This is a genomic window from Achromobacter sp. ISS7 (assembly GCF_056523125.1).
In genome coordinates, this window is the sequence record NZ_JAWRZD010000001.1 from 1,629,240 (window position 1) to 1,652,177 (window position 22,938).

The following is a 22,938-nucleotide window of genomic DNA, read 5'->3' on the forward strand; positions in this document are numbered from 1 at the left end:
GCGCCGGTTCGCGTGAACCGGCCCTGGGCCTCTAGGCCTTGGCCCGCCGCTTGTGCGAGCCGCGCGCCTCGCGCACCGCGATATAGACGCCGCTGCCGGCGATGAACAGCGCGCCCAGGTAGGCATAGGCGTCGGGCGCCTCGCGCCAGAAGATCCAGCCCAGCAGCGTGGCCCAGATCAGGCCGGTGTAGTCGAACGGCGCCACCACCGAGGCCGGCGCGATGCGAAAGCCCTGCGTGATCAGCGCCAGCCCGAGCGTGCTGAACAGCGCCACGGCCGCGAAATAGGGCAGGTCGGCCATGGCCGGCGTGTGCCAGACCCAGGGCAGCGCCACGGCGCTGCACGCCAGTTGCCCGGCGACGATATAGAAGGTGGTGGTCAGCATGCCCTCGCCGCGGCTGATGCCGCGCGCGGTGATCATCATGACGGCATACAGGAAGGCGGTGGTCAGCGGCAGCAGGGTGGCGGTCTGGAAGGCGTCGGTGCCGGGCCGCACGATGATCAGCACGCCCACGAACCCGGCCAGCACCGCCAGCCAGCGCCGGCCATCGACGCGCTCTTTCAGGATCAGCACCGACAGCGCCGTGACGAACAGCGGCGCGGCAAAGGCGATGGCGGTGGCCTCGGCCAGCGGCAGCGCGCGCAGCCCCAGGTAGAAACAACAGGCCGAGACCACGTTGATGGCGCCGCGCGTCAGGTGCAGGCCGGGGTGGGCGGTGCGCAGCACGCGGCGTCCGCCCAGCCAGACGGCCAGGGCGGTGACGAACGGCAGCGCGATCAGGGCGCGCAGGAACAGGATCTGCAGCGGGTTGTAGGTGGTGCCCAGCCATTTGGCGTTGGCGTCGCTGAGCGTCAGGAAGAAGATGCCACCGGCGACACAGGCGATGCCCGTGAAGACGGAGTGGTCACGCGCGGCGGGAAAAACGGTAGAGGACGACATCGGGGTTCAGCAGGAAAGGCGGCCGAGGCCGCCAGGAGGCAATGCGGGGGGCGCCGGGCCGTGGCCCGGCGAGGGGCTCAGCCCTGGGCGCGGTAGGCGGCCAGCGCCACCATCGCCCAGGCGGCCAGGAAGGCCGCGCCACCGACGGGCGTGATCGCGCCCAGCCAGTGGGTGCCGGTCAGGGTCAGGACGTACAGGCTACCTGAAAACAGCACGATGCCGATGAACATCACCAGGCCGGCGGCCGACAGCAGCGGCGAACCGTAGCGCGCGCCGAGCAGCGCGATGATGAACAGGCCCAGGCCGTGGATCAGATGGTACAGGACGCCGGTCTGCCAGACCGACAGCAGCTCGGGCGTGACCAGGCGCTTGAGGCCGTGCGCGCCGAACGCGCCGGCGCCGACGGCGATCAGCAGGTTGATGGCCGCGAGAATGGTGAGCTGGCGGTCGGTCATGCGGGATCCTTTGGTTCGGGCGGGAAAGAGGGGGCAGGCGCCTATGATAGGCCCAATCGGGCGACGCGTTCCGCCAGGCGTCGAAGGCGGCGCAATGTCGGACCGCGGGGACCGGGCCGGCATGCCTGGGCTCCGGGTCCCGTCGGCGCCAGGCCTGGACGGGACCGGGGGACGATCACGCCACGGTCAGCACCGCGCGCCCCAGCACCTTGCCCGCGCGCAGCGATGCCAGCACGCTGTCGGCCTCATGCAGCGGATAGCGATGCACCGGCATCGGCGGCACCTTGCCGGCGCGCACCAGTTCCATCAGCTCGCGCAGCTCGGCCAGGTTGCCGACATAGCTGCCGATGATGGACATGGCCTTCATCGGGATCAGCGCGATCGGCCACGACGAGGCGCCGCCGAACAGCCCGACGATGACGAGCTTGCCGCCCTTGGTCAGGAAGTCGAAGGCCAGCGCGGTGGTGGACGGCGCGCCCACCAGGTCGATGGCGGCCTGCAGCGGCTTGCCGCCGGCGGCCTTGAGGATCTGCTGCGCGGCGTCGGGCGCGGCGCCGTCGATGGCGGCCAGGGCGCCGGCCTCGAGCGCGGCCTGGCGCTTGGCCGGGTCGATGTCGACCACGATGCCGCCCTTGCCGCCGAGCGCCTTGATCAGCGTCAGGCTCATCAGGCCCAGGCCGCCGGCGCCGAAGATCACCACGGGATGTTCACGGTAGACGGCCTCGCCGATCTTTTTGAGCGCCGAGTAGGTGGTCAGGCCCGAGCAGGCGTAGGGCGCGATGCGGGCCGGGTCGAGATCGCCGATGTCGATCAGGTAGCGCGGGTGCGGCACCAGCATGTGCTCGGCGTAGCCGCCGGCGCGATGGATGCCCAGGCAGGCGGGGGCGGTGCAGTGGTTTTCCTGCCCGGACAGGCAGGTGGGGCATGCGCCGCAGCCAATCCACGGATAGACCAGGTAGTTGCGACCCGCCTCGACGCCGCTTGCGTCGGGGCCGGCCGAGACCACGCTGCCGACCGTTTCATGGCCCATCGTCAGGGGCAGCGTCACGCCCCGTTCCTTGAGCGACAGGGTGCGGCCCTGGCCCAGGTCGTAGCCGCCTTCCCACAGGTGGATGTCGCTGTGGCAGACGCCCGCCGCGCGAACCTTCAGCAACACCTGTGATCCCTGCGGCGCGGGAACGGGCTGATCCATTTCCTGCAGCGGCTCGCGGAAATTGACGACGCAATAGCACTTCATGGGGTGTCTCCTCCGGAATAGATGTCGTTCTTGATCAAGGGGCATTCGCTGTCGGCCGGCGAGCCGCCTGGGCGCTCGTCCTCGGTCGGGCGGATAGGTGCATTCTTGACCAGTTCGGAGGGATGGGCAACTCGCCCCAAGCCGCGGGACGACGGACCGCGGCGCGCCGGCCGTCCGCGCGGCTCAGGCGCCGCGGCGCACCAGCGTCGATTTGCCGAACAGGCTCTCGATCAGGTCCACCGCCAGGTCGGCGGTCTTGTTGCGCACGTCGAAGGCCGGGTTCAGTTCCACCACGTCCAGCGAGCGCATCAAGCCGGTGTCGGCGATCATCTCCATGCACAGCTGGGCTTCGCGGTAGGTCGGGCCGCCCATCACCGTGGTGCCGACCCCGGGCGCGATTTCCGGGTCGAGGAAATCGACGTCGAAGCTGACGTGCAGGTGGGTGTCGGCGTCCAGCCCGGCCAGCGCCGCTTCCATGGTCGCGCGCATGCCCATTTCGTCCAGGTAGCGCATGTCGAACACTTCCAGGCCGGCCTGGTGCACCAGGCGCTTCTCGCCGTCGTCGACGCTGCGGATGCCGATCTGGCGCACCCAGGCCGGATCGATGTCGGGCGTCTGGCCCGACATGCCGGTGATCTGGGCCGGGCCGTGGCCGCACAGGCAGGCCACCGGCATGCCGTGGATGTTGCCGGTCGGCGTGAGGGTGTTGGTGTTGAAGTCGGTGTGCGCGTCCAGCCACAGCACGCGCAGCTTCTTGCCGGTCTCGCGGCAATGGCGCGCCACCGCGCTGATCGAGCCGATGCCCAGGCAATGGTCGCCGCCCAGCAGGATCGGCAGCGACCCTTGCGTCAGGGCCTCGTACATGGCGTCGTGCACGGCCTGGTTCCAGGCGGTCACTTCGTCCAGGTGGCGGTAGCCGTCCACGGGCGGCTGCCAGGGGTTGGGCGGGCCGTAGAGGTTGCCGCGATCGGTGACCTGAAAGCCCTGGGCTTCGATGACCGGGCCGATGCCGGCCACGCGCAGGGCCTCGGGGCCCATGGAGGCGCCGCGCGCGCCCGCGCCGATGTCCGTGGGCGCGCCGATCAGGGTGACATGCGGGGGCAGGGTAGCGGTGTTTTGCAAGGTCGGACTCCGTCATGCAGGGTTTCGGTATCGGGGTCGAGTGTAGCGCCGTGGCGTGACGCGATCGCCATGGCGCGGGCAAGGCCATTGGCCGCGCGGGGCCGGCGCTGCGGCACAATAGCCGGGCCGATCGAATTCTTTTCCGGATGATCCCATGTCTTTGCAATCCCTGTTCCTGACCCTGGCGCGCGGCGCCGCCGCGGCCGCCCTGGGGCTGGCCTGCGCCAGCCCGGCGCTGGCGGCCGACAAGCCGCTGCGCATCGGCCTGATCCCGACCGTGGCCAATGCCGCCACCGAGCTGGCCGTGGCCGAGGCCCGCAAGGCCGGCCTGGAGGTCGAACTGGTCGAGTTCAACGACTGGGTGCTGCCGAACATCGCGGTGGCCGACGGCTCGGTCGACGCCAATTTCTTCCAGCACGAACCGTTCCTGCAACTGTTCAACGCCCGCCGCGGGGCCAACCTGACGCCCATCGCCTATGGCTATTCCACCACCATCGGCCTGTTTTCCAAGAAGCTCAAGAAGGGCCAGCCGCTGCCGGACGGCGCCACCATCGCGGTGCCCAACGATCCGGTCAACACCGGCCGCGCCTTGCTGCTGCTGGAATCCATCGGCCTGATCAAGCTCAAGCCCGGCGTGGCGCACCAGGCCACGATCGAGGACGTGACCGACAATCCCAAGAAGCTGAAGTTCGTGCAGATCGAGGGCTCGCAGTCGGCGCGGGTGTTCGACGACGTCACGGCGTCGGTCACCTACACCACCTTCGCCAAGCAGGCCGGCCTGGACGAAAAGGACGGCCTGGCGTTCGACAATACCGACCCGGCCAACGTGCGCCGCTACGCCATCCGCTGGGTCGCGCGGCCCGACCGCGCGCAGGATCCGCGGCTGCTGAAGTTCATCGCCATCTACCAGCAGTCGGCCGAGGTCAAGGCCAAGCTGCGCAGCCTGTACGGCGACCTGATCAGCTTCCCCTGGTAGCGCGGGGCCGCGTGGGGGGCGGGATGGCCCCGGGCGGCTTGACGTTTCTTGGCAATTGCCGCGCGGCCTTGAACGTATACTGGCCGCGCTTTGCATCCCCCGGGCCGATACGGCCCGGCCGTGACGCCTTTGCCCGCCCGCCACCCCATGCGAATCGCGCCTCCGAATGACCTTCTGATAGCCTCGCCGCCGCGGTTTACCGGCGGCGACCGCGTGGGCGCGGCGGACCCGCGCGACGAGGAGCTGGCGCGCCTGCGCCAGGTGGTGGCCCAGTACGAGGCCCTGTTCCACAATGCGCCGGTCCTGATCAACGCCTTCGACGAACGTGGCCAGTGCCTGCTGTGGAACGACGCCTGTGAGCGCCGCTTCGGCTGGAGCCGCGACGAGATCAACCTGCATCCCGAGCCGCTGGCGCTGTTCTACCCCGATCCCGAGGTTCGCGCCCGCGTCATCGACAGCGTCGGGCCCACGCCGCATCGCGGCTTTCGCGAATGGCGGCCGCTGGCCCGCGACGGCGAGCGCCTGTCGATCATGTGGTCCAACGTGCGCCTGCCCGATGGCAGCGTCGTCAATATCGGCATGGACGTCACCGAGAACCGCCGCAACGAGGCCGCCCTGGCGCGCCTGGCCAAGGTCGACGGCTTGACCGGTTGCTGGACCCGCGCCGAGATCCTGCAGCGCATGAAGACGATGCTGGAGGCCGCCCGGCGCGGCGCCGGCCATACGGCGCTGATGCTGGACCTGGACTATTTCAAGCAGGTCAACGACCGCTACGGCCACCTGGGCGGCGACGCCGCCTTGCGCCATTTCTGCGACCAGCTGCGGGCCTGCCTGCGCGAGGGCGACTCGGTCGGGCGCCTGGGCGGCGAGGAATTCGTGGTGCTGCTGGCCGACGCCGACAAGGACGTGGCCCTGGCGGTGTGCGACCGCCTGCGCGCCAGCCTGCGCCAGCATCCGGCCAACATTGATGGCCATGCGGTGGTGCTGTCGGCCAGCGGCGGCATTACCGGTTTCCTGGAAACCGACGCCAGCATGTCGGATGTGCTGCGGCGTGCCGACCAGGCCTTGTACCAGGCCAAGCGCTCGGGACGCGACTGCGCGGTGGTGCTGCCGTCCTGACGGGGCGTCAGGCGGCGGCGCGGCGCTCGCCGGCGCGGCGGCCGTTCAGGCGCCAGTGCAGGGCCAGCGCGGCCAGCGCCACGGCGGCCGCGGCGGCCAGCCCCAGGCTTTCGAAACCCGCGTGGGTGTAGAGCGTGCCGGCCACGGCGGTGCCGACGCTGGCGCCCAGGTAGGTGGTGCAGGTGTTCAGCCCCAGCACCGCGCCGCGCTCGTCGGGCCGGGCCCGCGACAACAACAGTACCAGCAGATTCAGGCTCAGTTGCGAGGCCGCGCCCCACAATGCGGCCAGCGCCAGCACGGCGGCCAGCGCATGGGCGGCCGGCAGCAGCGCCAGGTAGACCAGGGCGATCGCGGCCAGGGCCAGCGGCAGCGCGCGCCGCGGGCCCATGCGTTCGATCAGCGGCGCGCCGCCCAGTCCGGCCAGGAGGAAGCCGGCGCCATAGGCGAAGGCGATGAAGCCGACCTGGCCCGCCGACAGTCCCAGCAGCGTGCGCACGTGGTCGGCCAGGAAAGCGTAGACGCCGTAGAAGGCCGACGAGAACGCCAGGCAGCCCAGCAGCAGCACCGGCACGTCGCGGTACGACAGCGGCGCCAGCAGGCGCGACAGCCGGGGCGGCGCGGCATGGGCGCTGCGTCGTTCCGGCAGCTTGCACAGCCCGGCCAGCGCGACCGCGGCGCACAACGCCAGGACGGCGTAGGTGGCGCGCCAGCCGACGGCGTCGGAAATCAGCGCCGACAGCGGCACGCCGGCCACCAGCGAGACCGACCAGCCCGAAATCACGCGGCCCAGCGCGCGGGTTTCCTGCCCGGCGGCGGCCACCAGCGAGGCCGACCCGTAGGCGGCCGGCAGGATCACGCCGGCGGCGGCGCCGGCCAGGGCCTGGGCCACGGTCAGCACGATCCAGTGCGGCGCGGCGGCCGACAGCAGCAGCGCCGCGATCAGCACCGCCATGGCGATGAGCAGGGCGCGGCGGATGCCCCAGCGGTCGATGCGGGCCGCCAGCAGGAAGGCGCTGGCCGCGGTGGCGGCGCCGTACGCCGAAATGGCGGTGCTGACGGTGAGCGCGGTGCTGCCGAACGAGCGCCCCACGTCCGACAGGATCGGGCTGAGGGCCAGGCCGTTGGAGCCGACGACGCTGACGGCGAACATCAAGGCGGGGATGGCGGGGGGAAGCGGCTGGCGGCGCGACGGCGCGCGCGCGGTGTTGCGATTCTGCATCCGCGGAATTTTATTGGAATAAAATAAGGGTTAATACCGATATTCCTTTATCCCGTAAAAGTTCGAATGCCGTTAGGCAGAACCAGATTCCAATGCCAGATCTCGACGACCGCGACCGAAAACTATTAACGCTGCTGGCGGACGACGCCTCGCCGAGCTACGCCGAATTGGGCAAATTGCTGAACCTGTCGGCCCCCGCCGTGCACGAGCGGGTCAAGCGCCTCAAGCGCGATGGCCTCATCAAGGGCATCGCCGCGCGGCTGGACGGGGCCCGCATCGGCCGGCCGCTGCTGGCGTTCGTGCACGTGGACACCAATAACTGGAGCATCACCCAGCAGGTGCTGGGCCTGGCCGAATTGACCGAGGTCGAGGAGATCCACACCATCACCGGCAAGAGCGCCATGCTGCTCAAGGTGCGGGTGCGCGACACCCAGGCGCTGGAGGCGCTGCTGGCGCGCATCCACCAGATCGAGGGCATCACCAACACCACCAGCGACATCGCGCTGACCAGCTACCTGGAGCGCGGACCGCTGCCGGACGACGCCTAGGCCACCGGGGGCGAGACGCCGGCGGATTGCCCGCCGCGCCTGGCGGCCTTAGTGCACCGGCCGCAGCCGCAGGCGGGTGATCTCGGACGGCGCGCCCAGGCGCTTGGGCGGCCCCCAGTAGCCGGTGCCGCGGCTGATGTAGACCCACATGTCGCCCAGGCGGTGCAGGCCCGCCGTGTACGGCTGCTGGAAACGCACGAAAAAGCCCCACGGAAAGAACTGGCCGCCATGCGTGTGGCCCGACAGCTGCAGGGTGTAGCCCAGCGGCGCGGCCGCGGCCGCGCTGCGCGGCTGGTGCGCCAACAGGATCTTGGGCAGCGCGTCGGCCGGCGCGCCGGCCAGCGCCGCCGCGGGGTTGCTGCGTTGACGCGGGTCGAAGGCGCCGGCGCTGTAGTCGGTGACGCCGGCCACCACCACCGGCAGCCCGGCGGGATGGATCACCGCGTGCTCGTTCATCAGCACCCGCAGGCCCATGCGGCGGAATTCCGCCACCCAGGGCGCGGCGCCTGAATAATATTCATGGTTGCCGGTCACCAGGTACACGCCGAAGGGCGCGCGCAGCTGCCCCAGTGGGCTGGCCTGCGCGGCCAGTTGCTCGACGCTGCCGTCCACCACGTCGCCCGTGATGGCGATGACGTCGGGCGTCAGCTCATTGACCGCGTCGACGATGGCCTGCACGTAGCGCCGCTTGATCGTCGGCCCGACGTGGATGTCGCTGATCTGCACGATCGTGAAGCCGTCCAGGTCGCTCGGCAGGCTGCGGATCGGCACGTCCACCGTCACCACGCGGGCGCGTCGGCGGGCGTTGTAGAAGCCGACCAGCGTGGCCGCCAGGGCCAGCGCGGCGACCGCCAGCGCGCTCAAGCGCCGCGCCGCGATCCAGGGCAGGCCCGGACCCGTGACCAGGCTGACGAGCCAGGCCGCCAGCAGCAGCGCATCGCGCAGCACCGTCAACACGAACAACGATGAGAACAGGCCCATGGCGATCAGGCCGACCCAGGCGATGCGGTCGCCCCAGGGCGGGTGCACCGACGAGCGCGCCAGCATTCCCAGCGGAATCAGGATGCACGACAGGATCAACAGCAGGATCGCGGTGGCCGAGCCCGGGCCATCGAGGCCGGCGTCGGGAATCAGGCGGGCGCCGACGTAGACGTGGGCCAGCGCGCCCAGGGTCAGAAAGCGCAGGAAAAACGAGGATTGGCGTAGGGACACGGGGCGGGGGCTGGCGCGAAGGCCGGCCCGGCGGTAGCGAAGGAACTGTCATTCTATGCCGTGCGGGCGCGGCGTTCCGGACGCAAGCGCCGCCGCTGCGCCAGGCGGACATCGCCGTGCCCGCGTGCCGCCCGCGTCGGTCGAGCGTCAGGCAGGCGTCAACAGGCTGGCGTCCATCTGCTCCAGGCGGTTGATGCCGAGCATGGCCATGTTGCGGTCGACTTCGGCCCGCAGCAGGCCGATGGCATGCGCCACGCCGGCCTGGCCGCCGACCGCCGCGGCATAGTTGAAGGGCCGCCCGACAAATACGAAGCGCGCGCCCAGCGCCAGCGCCTTGAGGACGTCGCCGCCGCGGCGCACGCCGCTGTCCATCATCACCGGCATGGCGCCGGCGGCCGCCACCACGCCGGGCAGGGCGCGCAGCGGCGAGAGGGCGCCGTCGAGCTGGCGGCCGCCGTGGTTGGAGACGATGATGCCGTCCGCGCCGTGCTCGCGCGCCAGACGCGCGTCGGCCGGATGCAGGATGCCCTTGATGATGAGCGTGCCCTGCCATTGCCGGCGGATGCGTGCCACGTGCTCCCAATTGAGGTGGTCGCGCGCGCTGAAATCGCGCAGCACCGAGCCCGACACGATGGGCGCGCCGCGCGTGGCGAATGAATTCTCGAAGTGCGGCATGCCGTGGGCCAGCAGCGTGCGCAGGAAGGTGCCCGCCAGCCAGCGCGGCCGGGTCAGGCCGTCCCAGGCCAGCCGCAGGCTCGGCTTGAGCGGCGTGGAAAAGCCGGTGCGCACATTGTTCTCGCGGTTGGCCGACACCGGGATGTCCACCGTCAGCACCAGGGTCTCGTAGCCGGCGCGGGCCGCGCGCGCCACCAGCGCGTCGATGCGCGCCGGATCGCCGGGCAGGTAGGCCTGGAACCAGGTGCCGGGCGCGGCCTGGATGACGTCCTCCAGCGCGATCAGCGCCGTGCCGCTGAGGATGGCGGGAATGCCCCGTTCGCGCGCGGCCCGCGCCAGCACGATGTCGCCGCGATAGGCGGACAGCGCGCTGATGCCCATGGGCGCGATGCCGAACGGCGATTCGTAGCGGCGGCCGAACAGCTCGACCTGTTGATGGCGGCGCGAGACGTCGACCAGCACGCGCGGCTGGAAGGCATAGCGGCCAAAGGCCTCGCGATTGGCCCGCAGGGACTGGTTGTCTTCGGCGGCGCCGGCCACATAGCCGAAGATCGGGCGTGGCAGGCGCCGGCGCGCGGCGGCCTCGAAGTCGTCCAGCGACAGCATGCGCGCCAGGGCGCGGGACGGGCGGCTCGGGGTGGCGGCGTTGGCGGCGGCGGGCAGGGCGGTCGTGGTCATGGCGGGCGCGAAAAAAGCTCCAATCTACCCAGGCGTGTTGAACACATAAAGCGAATAAATAATGAATTTCTTGTTCGCTTTATTGAAAAATAAACTCCTGCTTTATCGGGAGGTGTCGAGGGTTGCCGCCGCCGTGTCGCCGAGCCACGGCGTCCGTCGTCCTTCAGGCGGTGGCCCGAGGCGGGTTCGTTATCGGAACCTGAGAAATTGTGATAATTCGCATCATCCCCGCCCATCCTCATTCTTTTGGCGCAATCCGCAGCGCCAGGGTTCCCGTCGCTTCGTCGCTGCCGGGCGTGAGCCGGCATCCCCGGCGCGCCAAGATTTGGTTGCATATTACGCACGGCTGAATTTCAGGCCGGGCCAGGCAGGCGTGTTATTTCTCTTTGGCCTCGCTGTAGGACTGCGCATGGGAGACCCCTGACTGTGCCGGCTTCAACCCTGTTCCAGCGTTCCAGGCAGCCATGAGCGGCGGCCTGTTCAATTCCGATTCGCGGCTCTATCGCCTGCAGGGCGAGGGCGCGCTTGCGTCCTTGCAGGTGGAGGGCTGGATCGCGCGCGAGGCGCTTTCCGGCGTGGGCCAGTTGCGCGTGGTGGCGCTGTCGGATGATGCCGGCCTGTCGCTGCAGGACATGATCTCGCGTCCGGTCACGCTGTGGACCACGCGCGCCGACGGCAGCCGCGCGGCGCGCAGCGGCGTGATCCGCGAGGCCGAGCTGCTGTCGGGCGACGCCGGCCTGGCGCGCTACCGGTTGACCGTGGCGCCGTGGCTGTGGCTGGCCACGCAGCGGCGCGCCAGCCGCGTGTTCGAAGGCAAGGCCGTGCTGGACATCGTGCGCCACGTGCTCGATGGTTATGAAGGCTATGTCTACCGGTTGGCGGCCGACGTCGAACCGGCATTGGCGGGCCTGAAGCCGCGCCCCTACATCACGCAATACCGCGAGAGCGACTACGACTTCCTGGCCCGTCTGTTGGCCGAGGCCGGCCTGGGCTGGACCGTGCTGGAAGACGACAGCGTGCCCGCGCGCCACGTGGTGCAGCTGTTCGCCGACAGCCGCACGCTGGCCGAGGACGCCGAATCCGCCGGCGGCGGCATCCGCTTCCAGCGCGCCGCCGCGACCGAATCGCGCGACACCGTGCAGGCGCTGGTGCGCCAGCGCCGCCGCACGCCGGACAGCATCACCGTGCTGGGCTGGCACGACAGCGGCAAGCGCGCCGTGGCCGCGCAATCGCTGGTCAACGCGGCCAGCGGGAGCGGCGACGAGCATGGGTTGGACTGGTACGAGATTGCCGGCCATGGCGGCTTTGCCGACGAGGCCCAGGCCCGCCGCCAGGCGGAACTGGCGCGCGAGGCCGTGCGCGCCCGCGCCGAGACCTTCGCGGGCCGCGGGGTGGTGCGCACGTTCCGCTCGGGCACGCGCTTCACGCTGCGGGACCTGTCGTCATTGGGCCCTTCGGGCGAGTCCGGCTTCGAGCCGGTCTTCGCGCTGGACTGGATCGAGCATGTGGGCATCAACAACCTGCCCCCGGAAACCCAGGCTTCGCTGGCGCAGCGGCTGGGCGGGCTGGATGCGTATCTGACACTGGACGGCGAGGCCGTGGACCACGCCGGGTTTGGCGGCGGCATGGCCGATCCCGCATCGGATGACGCCGTCACGGACGGATTGCTGGCTGGCCGATTGCCGGCGGAGGCGCCGCAATCCCCTGATCCGGCCGTGCTGGCCAAGGCGCGCGAGGTCGGTTACGCCAACCGCTTCGAGGCGGTGCGCTGTGACCGGCCCTGGCGGCCCGCGCTGGCGCGGCAGCGCGGCGCACGCCTGACGGGCGCGCCGTCGGTGCACGGCGTGCACACCGCGGTCGTCACCGACGCCGAGGGCGGCACGCAACCGAAAGAGAATGACGAGATCCTGCGCAACAAGCGCGGCGATGTGCGCATCCGCTTCCACTGGCAGGCCGGCGCCGCCGAGGGCGAGGCCGCCAGCCGCTGGGTGCGGGTGGCGCAGCGCCAGTCGGGCGCGGGCATGGGCATCAGCTTCGTGCCGCGCATCGGCCAGGAGGTGCTGGTGCGCTTCCTGGACGACGACATCGACCAACCCATCGTGGTGGGCGCGCTGTACAACGGCCGCGGCGAAGGCGGCACGCCCGCCACGCCGGGCGGACGCCAGGGCGCCAAGGCCGACACGCAGGTCTATGCCGCCGCGCGCGACGGCGCGCCCAGCGCCCAGGCCAACCTGGCCTCGGGCAACGCGCCGGCCTGGCACGGCGCGGCCGGTGGCGACGAGAACCACCGCAACGCGGCCGCATTGAGCGGCTTCAAGAGCAAGGAGTTCGGCGGCGCGGGCTACAACCAGATCGTGTTCGACGACACCGACGGCCAGCTGCGCATGCAGCTCAAGAGCAGCGCGCAGGCCAGCGAACTGAACCTGGGCCACCTGATCCACCAGGCCGGCAACTACCGCGGCGGCCTGCGCGGCCTGGGCGCGGAGCTGCGCACCGACGGCTACGGCGCGGTGCGAGGCGGCGCGGGCGTGCTGCTGAGCACCTATACCGCCACCGGCGGCAATGCCGGCGCCATCGGCGATGCGGCCGGGGTGCAGGCGCTGGCCAGCCAGACCGAGCAGATGGCGCGTTCGCTCGATGGCGTGGTGGGCGCGCACCAGGGGCTGCGGCTGGCGACGGTGCAGGGCACGCGCGGTCCGGGCGCCAGCGCGCTCGATGGCGACAAGGCGCCGCTGGCGGCGATGCACCGGACGGTGTCGGGCACGGTGGCCGGTGACAGCGTGGATGGCGCGCTCGGCGACGCCTCGGCCAAGCATACCGATGCCGCGCAAGGCAAGGTGGCGCATCCCACCGATCCGGTGGTGCTGATGGCGGCCCGCGCGGGCCTGGCGCAGATCGCCGGCCAGCACCTGCAGTACACGGCCGGCGAGGCGGTGCACTGGTCCTCGGGCAAGGACCAGAACCTGGCGGTGATGGGCGCGCTGCGCCTGCACACGGGCCAGGGGCTGGGGATCGTGGCGGGGCTGCAGCAGGGCGGGGCGGAGTCCGGGCTGGACCTGATCTCGGCCAAGGGCAACGTCGACATCCAGGCGCAGCACGACATCCTGCGGGTGCAAGCGCAGCAGGACATCACGATCGGCAGCGCCAACACGGCGGTGGAATACGCCGCGCCCAAGCGCATCCGCATCGCCACGGCGGCCGGCGCGAGCATCGTGCTCGAGGGCGGCAACATCACCGTGACCGCGCCGGGCCGCATCGATGTCAAGACCGGCAACAAGCAGTTCGCCGGGCCGGATCAGTTGCCGTATCCCTTCCCGCAGTTCCCGCAGAGCGTGTGCGTCAGCTGCGCGGTGGAGGCGGCCGCGGGCGGTTCCGCGATGACGGTGAAGAATGCTTGAGGACCGCGACACCTGGATCGATCCGGCCACGCCGGACGTGGCGCAGGCCTTGCACGACGCGGCCTGGAACCATCCGGACATGCCGGAGCGCTACGTGCTGCTCGACGCCGCTTTCTCGCCGCGCCTGCCCGAGCGGCTGGCGCGCTGGCTGGACGCCGAGGACTACTGCTCGCTCTACGCCGGCCGCTACCAGGGCGAGGGCCTGGACCAGGTGGCGCCGTACCTGCTGCGGCTGTCGTGGGTGCCGGCGTTGCGCGCGCCCGTGTGCGACAAGCTCATGCGGCTCACGCGCGGCAAGCCGATGATGAGCCTGCTGACCACGTCGGCGCCGCTCGATCAACTGGCCGATCATCTGCGCCGCCAGATCGAGGCGGTCAACACGGAGGGCAAGGCCTACCTCCTGCGCCTGGCCGATACGCGATCCTTCGCTGCGCTGCTGGAGGTGTTCGCGCCGGCGCAGCGCCAGCGGCTGCTGGCGGGCATCTCGCGCTGGTCGTACGTCGACCGCCGCGGCGCGCTGCGGGTGGCGCAAGGGGATCCGAGCTTCGATCCGGACGCGCAGACCGAACCCTACGTGATCGCCGCCGACCAGCAGCGCCATCTGCACCTGCTGGCGCTGCCCGACGCCATCCTGCGCTTCGTGCAACTGCGCGCGCCGTTGTTCGGCGCGTTGATCTGCCCGCCCTCGACGGCGTACCAATGCATCCTGGAAGGCGTGCGGCGACTGGCGCGCCGCGGCCTGGACAACGAAGCGCTGGCGTACCGGCATGGCCTGGCGCTGCTGCGCCGCCACGGCATGCTGGCGCCCGCCAGCGCCGCGCCATCTCTTGCCGTTTCCAGTTCGGAACTGTCCTCATGACCTTCAAATTCCGCTTCGCCGGCCCTTGCCGCGAGATCCCCTCGGACCTGGATTTCCGCGAGCAGCGCAAGGCCTGCCAGCGCATGGGCGAAAAGGCCGGCACGGATTGCTCGATCGAGCTGTTCTTCGGCTTCTTCTTCGATGGCACGCGCAACAACATGTACATGTCGGAGAAGGCGGGAAATCACACGCAGACCAATGTGGCGCGCCTGTACTCCGTGTTCGACGACACGATCGATCCCAGCTATAGCGCGCGGCAGCACCGCTTCCGGACCTATGTGGAAGGCGTGGGCACGCCTTGCGTCGAGAAGGTGGGCGACCCCGGCACGGGCGCTCACGCGCAGGCCGGCGCCGCCGCCGGCTGGGGAGGGGAGGCCCGCATCAACTGGGCCTTGCTGGAATTCCAGAACAACCTCTATAGCCATTTCGTGCCTAATAGAACCTTGACCGATGCCCTGGGCCAGCGCGCGACGACGCTGGTGCGGGAAATGAGCGCGGATATCGCCTTGTCGCGCCTGCAGGTCGAAGACCTGGCGAAGGCGGCCAAGGTGCCGCTGGCCGCGTACACCGGCATGAAACCAGGCGATGCGGCCGATGTCCTGGCCCGGCGCACGCAAGGGTTCGTGGATACCCTTTTGCGTGTGCGCGATGTCAACAACACCGAGCCGAAAGACATGGCCCGCTACACGGTGCTGTCCAGGCGCAATCGGGATCTGCGCACGCTGCTGGGCGGCTACCTGGACACCAATCCAAAGGTCGAGCGCATCCGGGTGTCCATCTTCGGCTTTTCGCGGGGCGCGGCCGAGGCGCGGGTGTTCGCCAACTGGCTCAAGGATGCCTGCGATCCCCCGGAAGGCATCTCGTTCTATTCCCCCCGCGGCGATGGCGTGCTGCGCCTGGCGGGCATCAAGGTCGATATTGATTTCATGGGGATTTTCGACACGGTCGCGTCCGCCGGCATCGCCCAGAGCGTGAGCGAACAGGTGTGGGACGGGCACGGCGCCTGGGCGCGCAAGAAGGATATGGAAATTCCCAACCTGGTATCGCGCTGCGTCCACATGGTCGGCGCGCACGAGGTGCGCGGATCCTTTCCGCTGGATCTGATCGACGGGCCGAACTACGAGGAAATCGTCTATCCGGGCGTGCATTCGGACGTCGGCGGTGGCTACAAGCCGGGGGAACAGGGGCGCGGCGCCAAGGACAGCGACAAGCTGTCCCAGATTCCGCTGTGCGATATGTACCGAGAGGCGGTGCAGGCGGGCGTTCCGGTGCGGCTGCACCTTGCCCCCGCCGAATTCCAGAGCCAATTCGAGGTGTCCGCCGAACTGCGCGCGGCATTCAATGCCTACGTGGAGGCCACCCGCGATATTTCACAGAAGCAGACATCGTCCACGCGCATCCTGTACAACCACTATGTACAGTACCTGCGCTGGCGGCGCCTGCGTGCCGAACGCGGACCCGAGTGGATCGGCGCCACGCCCAGCGCGGTGCGCGCCCGGGCAAACTACCCGCAGGACTACGAAGACCTGATACAGGCCAATGAGGAGCTGCTGCTGGAAGTGCGCAAGCTGACCACGGACAACGCCCTGGAGCGCTCCAGGACGCCGACGATGATGCCCGGTCCGGGCAGCGAAGGCGCCCGCCTTTATGACAGCGTCATGCTGCTGCTGCGCGGCAACAAGGAAAAAATGTGGCTCGATCAGCTTCGCACGGTCTGGAACCTGCCTGGCAGGCCCGCCGCCGCGGTGATCGATTTGCTGGATAACTTCGTGCATGATTCCCGCGCCTGGTTCAAGCCGCTGGGCAAGGACGACGACGTCTGGATCGCGCAGCAGCAGGACCGTATCAAACAGCTGGAAAAACGCGAGAAGGAGGCGGAAGAATACATCGCCATCGGCCGACCCGACCTGGCCCTGATCGCGCGGCCCAACAAAGCGGAGCAGGCCGAATTGGCGCGCTACCGCGCCAATTCGAATGACCTGGCGCTGCAACCGGGCGGGCGGGAGTTCTATTGGCAGTGGGGGTATCTGCGCTGGCGTTCGGTCTACGCCAATCCCCAGGTTCGGGCCCTGCGGGAAGCGCAGAAGGAACGAGAGGACACGCAGCGCGCCTTGCAGAACATGCCGATGAATTTCAACGCCTTGCCCAGGTTCTAGCCATGTGGACATCAACCAATCCCTGGCGTCGCGGGTCCATGTTTCCGGCCTGGCTGCGATCAGGCGGCTGCCTGCTGTCAGGGCTTGTCCTGCTGCTCCTGGCGCTGGCGATGACTCCCGCAAGGGCTCAGGGCGAGCCGATTCCCGATACGCTGGGCGTGCGGCTTGGCATCATCAATTATCTTGATGAAGGCGTGGCGCCCGTCTACATCGATCAGGGTTGGGCCGCGGGCGTCAGGGGGCACGCCTATACGTCGGGCACCTGCTGCGTTTCCATCTCGACACAATGGAAGCCCGGCATGACGATGCGGGTCGAATGGCGCACGGATTCCATGTTCAAGCGCGGCGAGAAGCAGCTGATGAGCCGCGATGCGCCCATCCTGCCGTTCGAGCCGTTCCACGACGGCTACATCTGGGCGGTGTTCCTGCCCGGCGGCGAGGTGTACCTGCAACCGTCCGCGGCGCGCCCGGGCGCCGAAGGCTTCCTGCAGGGATTGCCGTCGCCCGGGAACGAGACGGCCGCGGACCTGCGGCGCTTCGTCGAAAAGAATCCGCCGCCGGCGCGCTAGTCCCGCGGCAGCGCCAGCAATTCGCCCATGCGCACGGGGCCGCGCACCGACGGCGTGTCGGCCCAGCGCACCTTGCCCGGGCCGAACAGCACGATGGCGGTCGAACCCAGCTTGAAGCGGCCCATCTCGGCGCCCTTGGCCAGGTGGATCGGCGCGCGCGCCGCGTCGTCGTAGCGCACGGCCTTGACGCGGCGCTTGTACGGCGTGACCAGGCCCGCCCAGACGGTTTCGATCGAGGCCACGATCATGGCGCCGACCAGCACCACGGCCATGGGGCCGTGCTCGGTGTCGAAGATGCAGACCACGCGCTCGTTGCGCGCGAACAGGCGCGGCACGTTGCGCGCGGTCAGCGGATTGACCGAGAACAGGCGGCCCGGCACGTGGATCATCTCGCGCAGCGTGCCGGCCACCGGCATGTGGACGCGGTGGTAGTCCTTGGGCGACAGGTAGATGGTGGCGAACTCGCCGCCCTGGAACGGCGCGGCGCGCTCGGCGTCGCCGCCCAGCAGGTCGGCCAGGCCATAGCTGTGGCCCTTGGCCTGGAAGATGCGGCCATGCTCGATGGCGCCCATCTGGCTGATGGCGCCGTCCGCCGGGCACAGCACGCCGCCCGGTTCCTCGTCCAGCGGCCGCGCGTCCGGCTTGAGGGCGCGGGTGAAGAAATCGTTGAAGCACTCGTAGGCCAGCGCGTCTTCCTGCTCGGCTTCGCGCATGTCCACGCCATACTTGCGCACGAAGCGCGAGATCATCCAGTTCTTGACCGCGGGTTCCCGGCAGTCCGAGGCGTATCCGAAGAAACGCGACACCAGGTGATGCGGCGCGAGGTACTGGCTGGCGAGGAAAAGTTGGTCTTTGATCGGCATCTAGGGCGCTAAAAAACGCGTCCCGCGGACAGCGGGACGTGGTTGGAGGTCGTCACGCGCGGGGCGGTGTCGATGTCTGCGTGGCAGCATGCGCACGGGCGTGCAATTCGCGGGATTGTAACGCGTCCGGCCGCCAATGGACCATGGGGCGGACAGCTTTCGTGACGCGATTCGACGGGCCGCGTCGCGCTATCCGGCCTGCGCCGCATCGTCCGGCGCGAGGCCCTGGCGCCGGTAGGCGCCCGGCCCGACGTCGAAGTGCTGCTTGAAGGCGCGCGCGAACGCGGCTTCCGATTGGTAACCGCATTCGGCGGCCACGCGCGCCACCGACCATTTGCGGCGCTCGAGCTGGCGCGCGGCGTGTTCCATGCGTATCGCGGTCAGCAGGCGCAGCGGCGTCAGGCCGCTGGCGCGGACGAACTGGCGCGCGAAGGTCGCCCGCGACAGGTGGCAGCGTTCGGCCAGCGACGCCAGGGTCCACGGCTCGGTGGGCGCCAGCAGCATCGACTGCACCGCCGGCGCCAGCCGCGCATCGGCCATCAGGGCCAGCAGGCCGCGGGTCTGCTGGCCGTCGTGGACCAGGGCGCGCAGCACCAGCGTGAAAAGGGCGGTGGACAGCTGATTGATGATGGCCGCGCCGCCCAGGCGCGGATGCTCGGCCTCGGCCCGCATCAAGCCGAGCAACGCGGCCAGGGCGGTGTTGTCGCCGATGGCCGCGGCCCGCAGCACCATGGCCTGTGGCAGCGCCATCAGCAGCAGGTTGCCGGCGCGGCCCAGCGTGAACACGCCGCACAGCATTTCCAGGCGCGGCCCGGGGCCGTCCTGGGTCAGTTCGGTCAGGACGCCGTTGTGGCGGATATCGGCGGGCAGTGGCGCGGCCGGGGCGGTGTCGTCGATGCCGCGCAGCAGGTGCGAGGCACCGTGCGGCAGCAGCAGGATGTCGCCGGCCCGCAGCGCCAGTTCGTCGCGGCCCACGCGGGCCACGCCTTCACCGTGCAGGATGACGTGGTAGGGCACGTGGCCCGCCGGCGCCTGCGGGTGGTCGGCGCGCCAGCGGCCGCCGTAGCGGCACAGCAGGTCCACCGTGCCGGCGGGTTCGACCGTCGACAGGAGCTGGCTGAGGCTGTCCATGGGTTCAGGGCATGAGAAGGCAGGCACGGCCGCCGCGGCGCGGCGGGACATGCCTGCGATTCTATGCCGGTTCGGCGCGCGCGGTCAGGCCGCGGCCTTGGCCGACAGCTTGGTCTTGTAGAGCCAGTCCTTGTAGTCGTCCAGGTCGCCGTCGAACGGGCTGAAGCGGCCGTCGGCCACGATGATGAACTGGTCGGTGGTGGCGCGCAGCAGGTGGCGGTCGTGCGACACCAGCACCAGCGTGCCTTCGAACTGCGCCAGCGCGGTGGTCAGCGCCTCGCGGGTTTCCAGGTCCAGGTGGTTGGTGGGCTCGTCCAGCAGCAGCAGGTTGGGGCGCTGCCAGACGATCAGCGCCAGCGCCAGGCGCGCCTTCTCGCCGCCGGAGAACGGCGCGATCGAGCTGGTGGCCATGGCGCCGTTGAAATTGAAGCTGCCCAGGAAGTTGCGCAGTTCCTGTTCGCGCACCGTCGGCGCGATCTTGGTCATGTGCCACAGCGGCGATTCGTCGTGGCGCAGCATCTCGACCTGGTGCTGGGCGAAGTAGCCGATCGACAGGCCCTTGTTGAACTGCGTGTCGCCCGCCAGCGACTGCAGCTCGCCGGCGATGGTCTTGATGAAGGTCGATTTGCCGGCGCCGTTGATGCCGAGCAGGCCCAGCCGCTGGCCCGCCTGCAGCGAGAAATCGATGCCCGAGACGATGATCTTGTCGGACGTGACGCCGCTGTCCTCGTCGGTGTTGCGGTAGCCGGCGCTGACCTTGTCCATCGTCAAGAGTGGATTGGGCGCGCGCAGCGGCTCGCGGAACTCGAACGAGAACTCGGCGGCGGCGCGCAGCGGCGCCACTTCTTCCATGCGGGCCAGCGCCTTGATGCGGCTCTGCGCCTGGCGCGCCTTGCTGGCCTGGGCCTTGAAGCGGTCGATGAACGACTGCAGGTGCGCGCGCTGGCGCATCTGCTTTTCCATCATGCCTTGCGCCAGTTCGAGCTGGGCGGCGCGCTGGCGCTCGAACGACGAGTAGTTGCCGGAGTAGCGCTTGAGCTTGCGTTCGTCGATGTGGACGATGACGTTGACCACGCCGTCCAGGAAGTCGCGGTCGTGCGAGATGACGATGAGCGTGCCGGGATAGCGCTTGAGCCAGTCTTCCAGCCAGATGATGGCGTCCAGGTCCAGGTGGTTGGTGGGCTCGTCCAGCAGCAGCAGGTCGGACGGGCACATCAGGGCCTGCGCCAGGTTCAGGCGCATGCGCCAGCCGCCGGAGAAGCTGGTCAGCGGCAGCTGCATCTGCGCCTGCGTGAAGCCCAGGCCCGTCAGCAATTGCTCGGCGCGCGAATGCACGGTGTAGGCGTCGGCGTCGGCCAGCGCGGCGTAGATGTCCGCCATGCGCAGGCCGTTCTCGGCGCTCTCGGGTTCCGCTTCCAGCGCGGCCAGCTCGGCTTCGAGCTTGCGCAGCGTGACGTCGCCGTCGATGGCGTATTCGATGGCGGGGCGGTCGAGCGCGGGCGTTTCCTGCGCCACGTAGGCCATGCGCCAGCTGGCGGGGTAGTCCAGGTCGCCCTGGTCCGCGTGCAGCGTGCCGCGCAGCAGGCCGAACAGGCTCGACTTGCCGGCGCCGTTGGCGCCGATCAGGCCGATCTTGTCGCCGGGGTTCAGGAGCAGGTCGACCTTGTCGAACAAGGGCTTGACGCCGCGCATCAGTGAAACTTGTTGGAAGCGGATCATGAATCGTGTGGCTGGAGGGCGCGACCGGGGTGGTGTGGAATAAGCGCGGCAAGGCTCCCGCCACAAACTGCGGCGCAAAAGAAGGAACCGTGGAGCGATCGCGCCGGTGGCGCGATGGGCTGGCCGCGCTGGGCGCGGCTGGCGGACGGGGCGGATGCCCATCCGATCGCGGGCACTATTGTAGCTGGCCGCGCGGACCCGTGCCCGGGGCCGGGTTGATGCCGGCGTGGCGGGCCTCAGGCCGGGGTCGAGCGCGCGGCGATGGCGTCGGCCAGGGTCAGCAGGCGCTCGGCCTCGCGCGCGTGCAGGTTCTCGACCAGCGCGCCGTCCACCACCGCCACCCCCTGGCCCGCGGCCTGGGCCGCGCGCCAGGCGTCGAGCCGCTTGCGCGCGCTGGCGAGTTCCGCATCGGTCGGGGCGAAGGCGGCGTTGGCGGCGGCGATCTGCTTCGGATGGATCAGCGTCTTGCCGTCGAAGCCCTGGTCGCGTCCCTGGCGGCACGCGGCGGCCAGGCCGGCGTCGTCATCCAGGTCCAGATGGACGCCGTCCAGCACGGCCAGGCCATGGGCGCGCGCGGCCAGCACCGCCAGCGAACGGGCCAGCAGCGTTTCGTGGCGCTCGGTCGTGTGGCGCGCGTGCAGGTCCTTGACCAGGTCGGAGGTGCCCACCACGATGGCCGCGAGCCGCGCGTGGCCGCCGGCGATGGCGTCCAGGCGCAGGAATCCCAGCGGCGTCTCGGCCATCGCCCACAACGGCAGCGCGGCGGGCGCGCCGGCCGCGTCCAGCGCTTGCGCCAACGCGTCCAGCTCGGCCGCCGATTGCACCTTGGGCAGCAGTACCGCGTCGGCGCCGGCCTGCGCGATGGCGCGCACGTCGTCCAGCCCCCACGGCGTATCGAGCGCATTGACGCGCACCACGCATTCGCGCCGGCCATAGCCGCCGGCACGCAGGGCCGCGGCGACCTGCTGGCGCGCCAGCGCCTTGGCATCGGGCGCGACCGCGTCTTCCAGGTCCAGGATCAGCGTGTCGGCATCGAGGCCGCGGGCCTTGTCCAGCGCGCGCGCATTGGCGCCCGGCATGTACAGGACGGAACGGCGGGGACGGGCGGCAAGGGACATGGATTCAACTCTTGGGATTGCTGATGACCTGCACGGGCATGGTGCAGACATAGCCGACGCCATACACCGTGCGGATGCCCATGTCGCCGCCGGCCTGCGCGCGCAGCTTGCGGCGCAGGCGGTGCATGTGGGCGTCGAGCCGATGGGTGTCGTAGGCCTCGGCGCTGGCGCCGAGCGCCTCGACCAGCCGGCCGCGCGACAGCGGCAGCGGCGCGGCCTGGATCAGCGCGCCGATCAGGCGGCTCTCGGTGTCGGTGATGTCGACGTGGATGCGCTTGGGCGAGACCAGCATGCGGCGCGCCGGATCGAAGCGCCAGATCTCGGCGCTGGGCGCTTCGGGGCTGGCGGCCGGCACCACGCGCAGGCGGCGCGACAGCGACACCAGCGTCGCGCCTAGTTCGGCCAGGTTGACGGGCTTGGTCAGGTAATGGTCGGCGCCCAGGCTCAGGCCGGACACCTTGTCTTCGCTCAACAGGCGGCCGGTGAGCATGATGATGCCCATCGAGGGATAGGTGGTGCGCAGGTGCGACACGCGCGCCAGTCCGTCGCCGTCCGGCAGCATCGCGTCCAGCACCAGGATGCCGGGCGTCACGCTCAGCAGCAGTTGGTCGAGTTCGGACAGCGAGCCCGCGGTGAGGATGGCTTCGCCCAGGCCGAGGTCGTGGATGAATTCGGCGATGGTGTCGCGCCAGTCCCCGTGATCGTCGACGATGATGATGGTCACGGCGCCGGACGAGCTAGCGGTTGTGCGCGAGGCGCTCCAAGGGCAAACACGCTTTCCGCTCCTTTCATGCTAAGGCTTCTTATTGGTGTGGATGAATCCGCCTGGCGCAGGCCGGATACGGCGCCATCGGTGTGATCCCCTCGAGGCGCTCTCGCGGAGAATATCATTATCGCCGTTGCGGCGGCGCGGCATATTGCGGCGCAGCGAATGCCGCTGCGAG

The 22,938-nt window shown here is 69.9% G+C and carries 19 protein-coding genes; 7 read left to right on the top strand and 12 right to left on the bottom strand.

Features of this window, described 5'->3' with window-relative positions; genetic code table 11:
- Window positions 1-31 precede the first annotated feature (31 nt).
- From AC1HFW_RS07560 to rocF, 4 genes are all read right to left on the bottom strand, one after another.
- Window positions 32-940: a DMT family transporter gene (locus AC1HFW_RS07560; protein WP_479282509.1), complete on the bottom strand. Its 909-nt coding sequence runs from the start codon at window positions 938-940 to the stop codon at window positions 32-34.
- Window positions 941-1,017: 77 nt separating this feature from the next.
- On the bottom strand, window positions 1,018-1,395 hold the full coding sequence (locus tag AC1HFW_RS07565; RefSeq protein WP_061071338.1) for a DUF423 domain-containing protein: 378 nt from the start codon (window positions 1,393-1,395) through the stop codon (window positions 1,018-1,020).
- 175 nt (window positions 1,396-1,570) lie between these two features.
- Window positions 1,571-2,632 carry an alcohol dehydrogenase gene (locus AC1HFW_RS07570; RefSeq protein WP_116522989.1) on the bottom strand — a complete coding sequence of 354 codons (1,062 nt, stop codon included), beginning with the start codon at window positions 2,630-2,632 and terminating at the stop codon, window positions 1,571-1,573.
- Window positions 2,633-2,815: 183 nt separating this feature from the next.
- Complete coding sequence (rocF, locus tag AC1HFW_RS07575) at window positions 2,816-3,754, bottom strand: arginase (protein WP_479282511.1); 939 nt, start codon at window positions 3,752-3,754, stop codon at window positions 2,816-2,818.
- 154 nt (window positions 3,755-3,908) lie between these two features.
- Between rocF and AC1HFW_RS07580 the strand changes: the two genes are divergently transcribed.
- Window positions 3,909-4,730, top strand: a complete 822-nt coding sequence (locus AC1HFW_RS07580) for a MetQ/NlpA family ABC transporter substrate-binding protein (RefSeq protein ID WP_104021504.1) — start codon at window positions 3,909-3,911, stop codon at window positions 4,728-4,730.
- Window positions 4,731-4,943: 213 nt separating this feature from the next.
- Window positions 4,944-5,849, top strand: a complete 906-nt coding sequence (locus AC1HFW_RS07585) for a GGDEF domain-containing protein (RefSeq protein ID WP_479282514.1) — start codon at window positions 4,944-4,946, stop codon at window positions 5,847-5,849.
- 7 nt (window positions 5,850-5,856) lie between these two features.
- Here AC1HFW_RS07585 and AC1HFW_RS07590 read toward each other — a convergent pair whose 3' ends face one another.
- Window positions 5,857-7,068: an MFS transporter gene (locus tag AC1HFW_RS07590; protein WP_479282516.1), complete on the bottom strand. Its 1,212-nt coding sequence runs from the start codon at window positions 7,066-7,068 to the stop codon at window positions 5,857-5,859.
- Between the two features lie 92 nt (window positions 7,069-7,160).
- On the opposite strand from AC1HFW_RS07590, the gene AC1HFW_RS07595 reads away from it, so the two are divergent.
- On the top strand, window positions 7,161-7,616 hold the full coding sequence (locus AC1HFW_RS07595; RefSeq protein WP_006394840.1) for an Lrp/AsnC family transcriptional regulator: 456 nt from the start codon (window positions 7,161-7,163) through the stop codon (window positions 7,614-7,616).
- A gap of 48 nt (window positions 7,617-7,664) precedes the next feature.
- Here the strand turns inward: AC1HFW_RS07595 and AC1HFW_RS07600 are convergent, their stop codons facing one another.
- Together AC1HFW_RS07600 and AC1HFW_RS07605 are read right to left on the bottom strand one after the other, a co-directional pair.
- The gene (locus AC1HFW_RS07600) at window positions 7,665-8,828 is read right to left on the bottom strand and encodes a metallophosphoesterase (protein ID WP_479282518.1); all 1,164 of its coding nucleotides are present in this window, start codon (window positions 8,826-8,828) and stop codon (window positions 7,665-7,667) included.
- Between the two features lie 147 nt (window positions 8,829-8,975).
- Entirely contained in the window at window positions 8,976-10,181 is a 1,206-nt protein-coding gene (locus AC1HFW_RS07605) for an alpha-hydroxy acid oxidase (protein WP_479282520.1), read from the bottom strand.
- 464 nt (window positions 10,182-10,645) lie between these two features.
- On the opposite strand from AC1HFW_RS07605, the gene AC1HFW_RS07610 reads away from it, so the two are divergent.
- Genes AC1HFW_RS07610 through AC1HFW_RS07625 form a run of 4 tightly spaced genes read left to right on the top strand, consistent with a single transcriptional unit; the run spans window position 10,646 to window position 17,163 of the window.
- Complete coding sequence (locus tag AC1HFW_RS07610) at window positions 10,646-13,579, top strand: type VI secretion system Vgr family protein (protein ID WP_479282521.1); 2,934 nt, start codon at window positions 10,646-10,648, stop codon at window positions 13,577-13,579.
- Window positions 13,572-14,438, top strand: a complete 867-nt coding sequence (locus AC1HFW_RS07615) for a DUF4123 domain-containing protein (protein WP_479282522.1) — start codon at window positions 13,572-13,574, stop codon at window positions 14,436-14,438. The genes AC1HFW_RS07610 and AC1HFW_RS07615 overlap by 8 nt, the downstream gene beginning before the upstream one ends.
- A complete protein-coding gene (locus AC1HFW_RS07620; RefSeq protein WP_162876365.1) occupies window positions 14,435-16,594 on the top strand; it encodes a T6SS phospholipase effector Tle1-like catalytic domain-containing protein in 2,160 nt (719 codons plus the stop codon). Before AC1HFW_RS07615 ends, AC1HFW_RS07620 begins: the two co-directional genes overlap by 4 nt.
- A 38-nt stretch (window positions 16,595-16,632) precedes the next feature.
- Window positions 16,633-17,163: a DUF3304 domain-containing protein gene (locus AC1HFW_RS07625; protein ID WP_479282524.1), complete on the top strand. Its 531-nt coding sequence runs from the start codon at window positions 16,633-16,635 to the stop codon at window positions 17,161-17,163.
- Here the strand turns inward: AC1HFW_RS07625 and asd are convergent.
- The 5 genes from asd to AC1HFW_RS07650 form a co-directional block, all read right to left on the bottom strand.
- Window positions 17,160-18,026, bottom strand: coding sequence for an archaetidylserine decarboxylase (gene asd / locus AC1HFW_RS07630; protein WP_006394848.1), 867 nt, complete (start codon window positions 18,024-18,026; stop codon window positions 17,160-17,162). The two genes, AC1HFW_RS07625 and asd, sit on opposite strands and share 4 nt — an antisense overlap.
- A gap of 189 nt (window positions 18,027-18,215) precedes the next feature.
- Window positions 18,216-19,208 (bottom strand): AraC family transcriptional regulator, encoded by a 993-nt coding sequence (locus tag AC1HFW_RS07635; RefSeq protein ID WP_479282527.1) that lies wholly within the window; start codon window positions 19,206-19,208, stop codon window positions 18,216-18,218.
- A gap of 33 nt (window positions 19,209-19,241) precedes the next feature.
- Window positions 19,242-20,876 carry an ATP-binding cassette domain-containing protein gene (locus tag AC1HFW_RS07640; protein ID WP_006394850.1) on the bottom strand — a complete coding sequence of 545 codons (1,635 nt, stop codon included), beginning with the start codon at window positions 20,874-20,876 and terminating at the stop codon, window positions 19,242-19,244.
- 236 nt (window positions 20,877-21,112) lie between these two features.
- Window positions 21,113-21,994, bottom strand: coding sequence for an HpcH/HpaI aldolase/citrate lyase family protein (locus tag AC1HFW_RS07645; protein ID WP_479282529.1), 882 nt, complete (start codon window positions 21,992-21,994; stop codon window positions 21,113-21,115).
- 4 nt (window positions 21,995-21,998) lie between these two features.
- Window positions 21,999-22,718 carry a response regulator transcription factor gene (locus tag AC1HFW_RS07650; RefSeq protein ID WP_006394852.1) on the bottom strand — a complete coding sequence of 240 codons (720 nt, stop codon included), beginning with the start codon at window positions 22,716-22,718 and terminating at the stop codon, window positions 21,999-22,001.
- Window positions 22,719-22,938 lie beyond the last annotated feature (220 nt).

Excerpts from the sequence above, each read along its gene's own strand:
- AC1HFW_RS07610 (WP_479282521.1), top strand. The coding sequence starts at position 10,646 with ATGAGCGGCGGCCTGTTCAATTCCGATTCGCGGCTCTATCGCCTGCAG.
- AC1HFW_RS07620 (WP_162876365.1), top strand. The coding sequence starts at position 14,435 with ATGACCTTCAAATTCCGCTTCGCCGGCCCTTGCCGCGAGATCCCCTCG.
- AC1HFW_RS07625 (WP_479282524.1), top strand. The coding sequence starts at position 16,633 with ATGTTTCCGGCCTGGCTGCGATCAGGCGGCTGCCTGCTGTCAGGGCTT.
- AC1HFW_RS07605 (WP_479282520.1), bottom strand. The coding sequence starts at position 10,181 with ATGACCACGACCGCCCTGCCCGCCGCCGCCAACGCCGCCACCCCGAGC.
- AC1HFW_RS07595 (WP_006394840.1), top strand. The coding sequence starts at position 7,161 with ATGCCAGATCTCGACGACCGCGACCGAAAACTATTAACGCTGCTGGCG.
- AC1HFW_RS07565 (WP_061071338.1), bottom strand. The coding sequence starts at position 1,395 with ATGACCGACCGCCAGCTCACCATTCTCGCGGCCATCAACCTGCTGATC.
- AC1HFW_RS07560 (WP_479282509.1), bottom strand. The coding sequence starts at position 940 with ATGTCGTCCTCTACCGTTTTTCCCGCCGCGCGTGACCACTCCGTCTTC.
- AC1HFW_RS07645 (WP_479282529.1), bottom strand. The coding sequence starts at position 21,994 with ATGTCCCTTGCCGCCCGTCCCCGCCGTTCCGTCCTGTACATGCCGGGC.
- AC1HFW_RS07640 (WP_006394850.1), bottom strand. The coding sequence starts at position 20,876 with ATGATCCGCTTCCAACAAGTTTCACTGATGCGCGGCGTCAAGCCCTTG.
- AC1HFW_RS07580 (WP_104021504.1), top strand. The coding sequence starts at position 3,909 with ATGTCTTTGCAATCCCTGTTCCTGACCCTGGCGCGCGGCGCCGCCGCG.
- asd (WP_006394848.1), bottom strand. The coding sequence starts at position 18,026 with ATGCCGATCAAAGACCAACTTTTCCTCGCCAGCCAGTACCTCGCGCCG.
- AC1HFW_RS07615 (WP_479282522.1), top strand. The coding sequence starts at position 13,572 with ATGCTTGAGGACCGCGACACCTGGATCGATCCGGCCACGCCGGACGTG.
- AC1HFW_RS07635 (WP_479282527.1), bottom strand. The coding sequence starts at position 19,208 with ATGTCCCGCCGCGCCGCGGCGGCCGTGCCTGCCTTCTCATGCCCTGAA.
- AC1HFW_RS07570 (WP_116522989.1), bottom strand. The coding sequence starts at position 2,632 with ATGAAGTGCTATTGCGTCGTCAATTTCCGCGAGCCGCTGCAGGAAATG.
- AC1HFW_RS07590 (WP_479282516.1), bottom strand. The coding sequence starts at position 7,068 with ATGCAGAATCGCAACACCGCGCGCGCGCCGTCGCGCCGCCAGCCGCTT.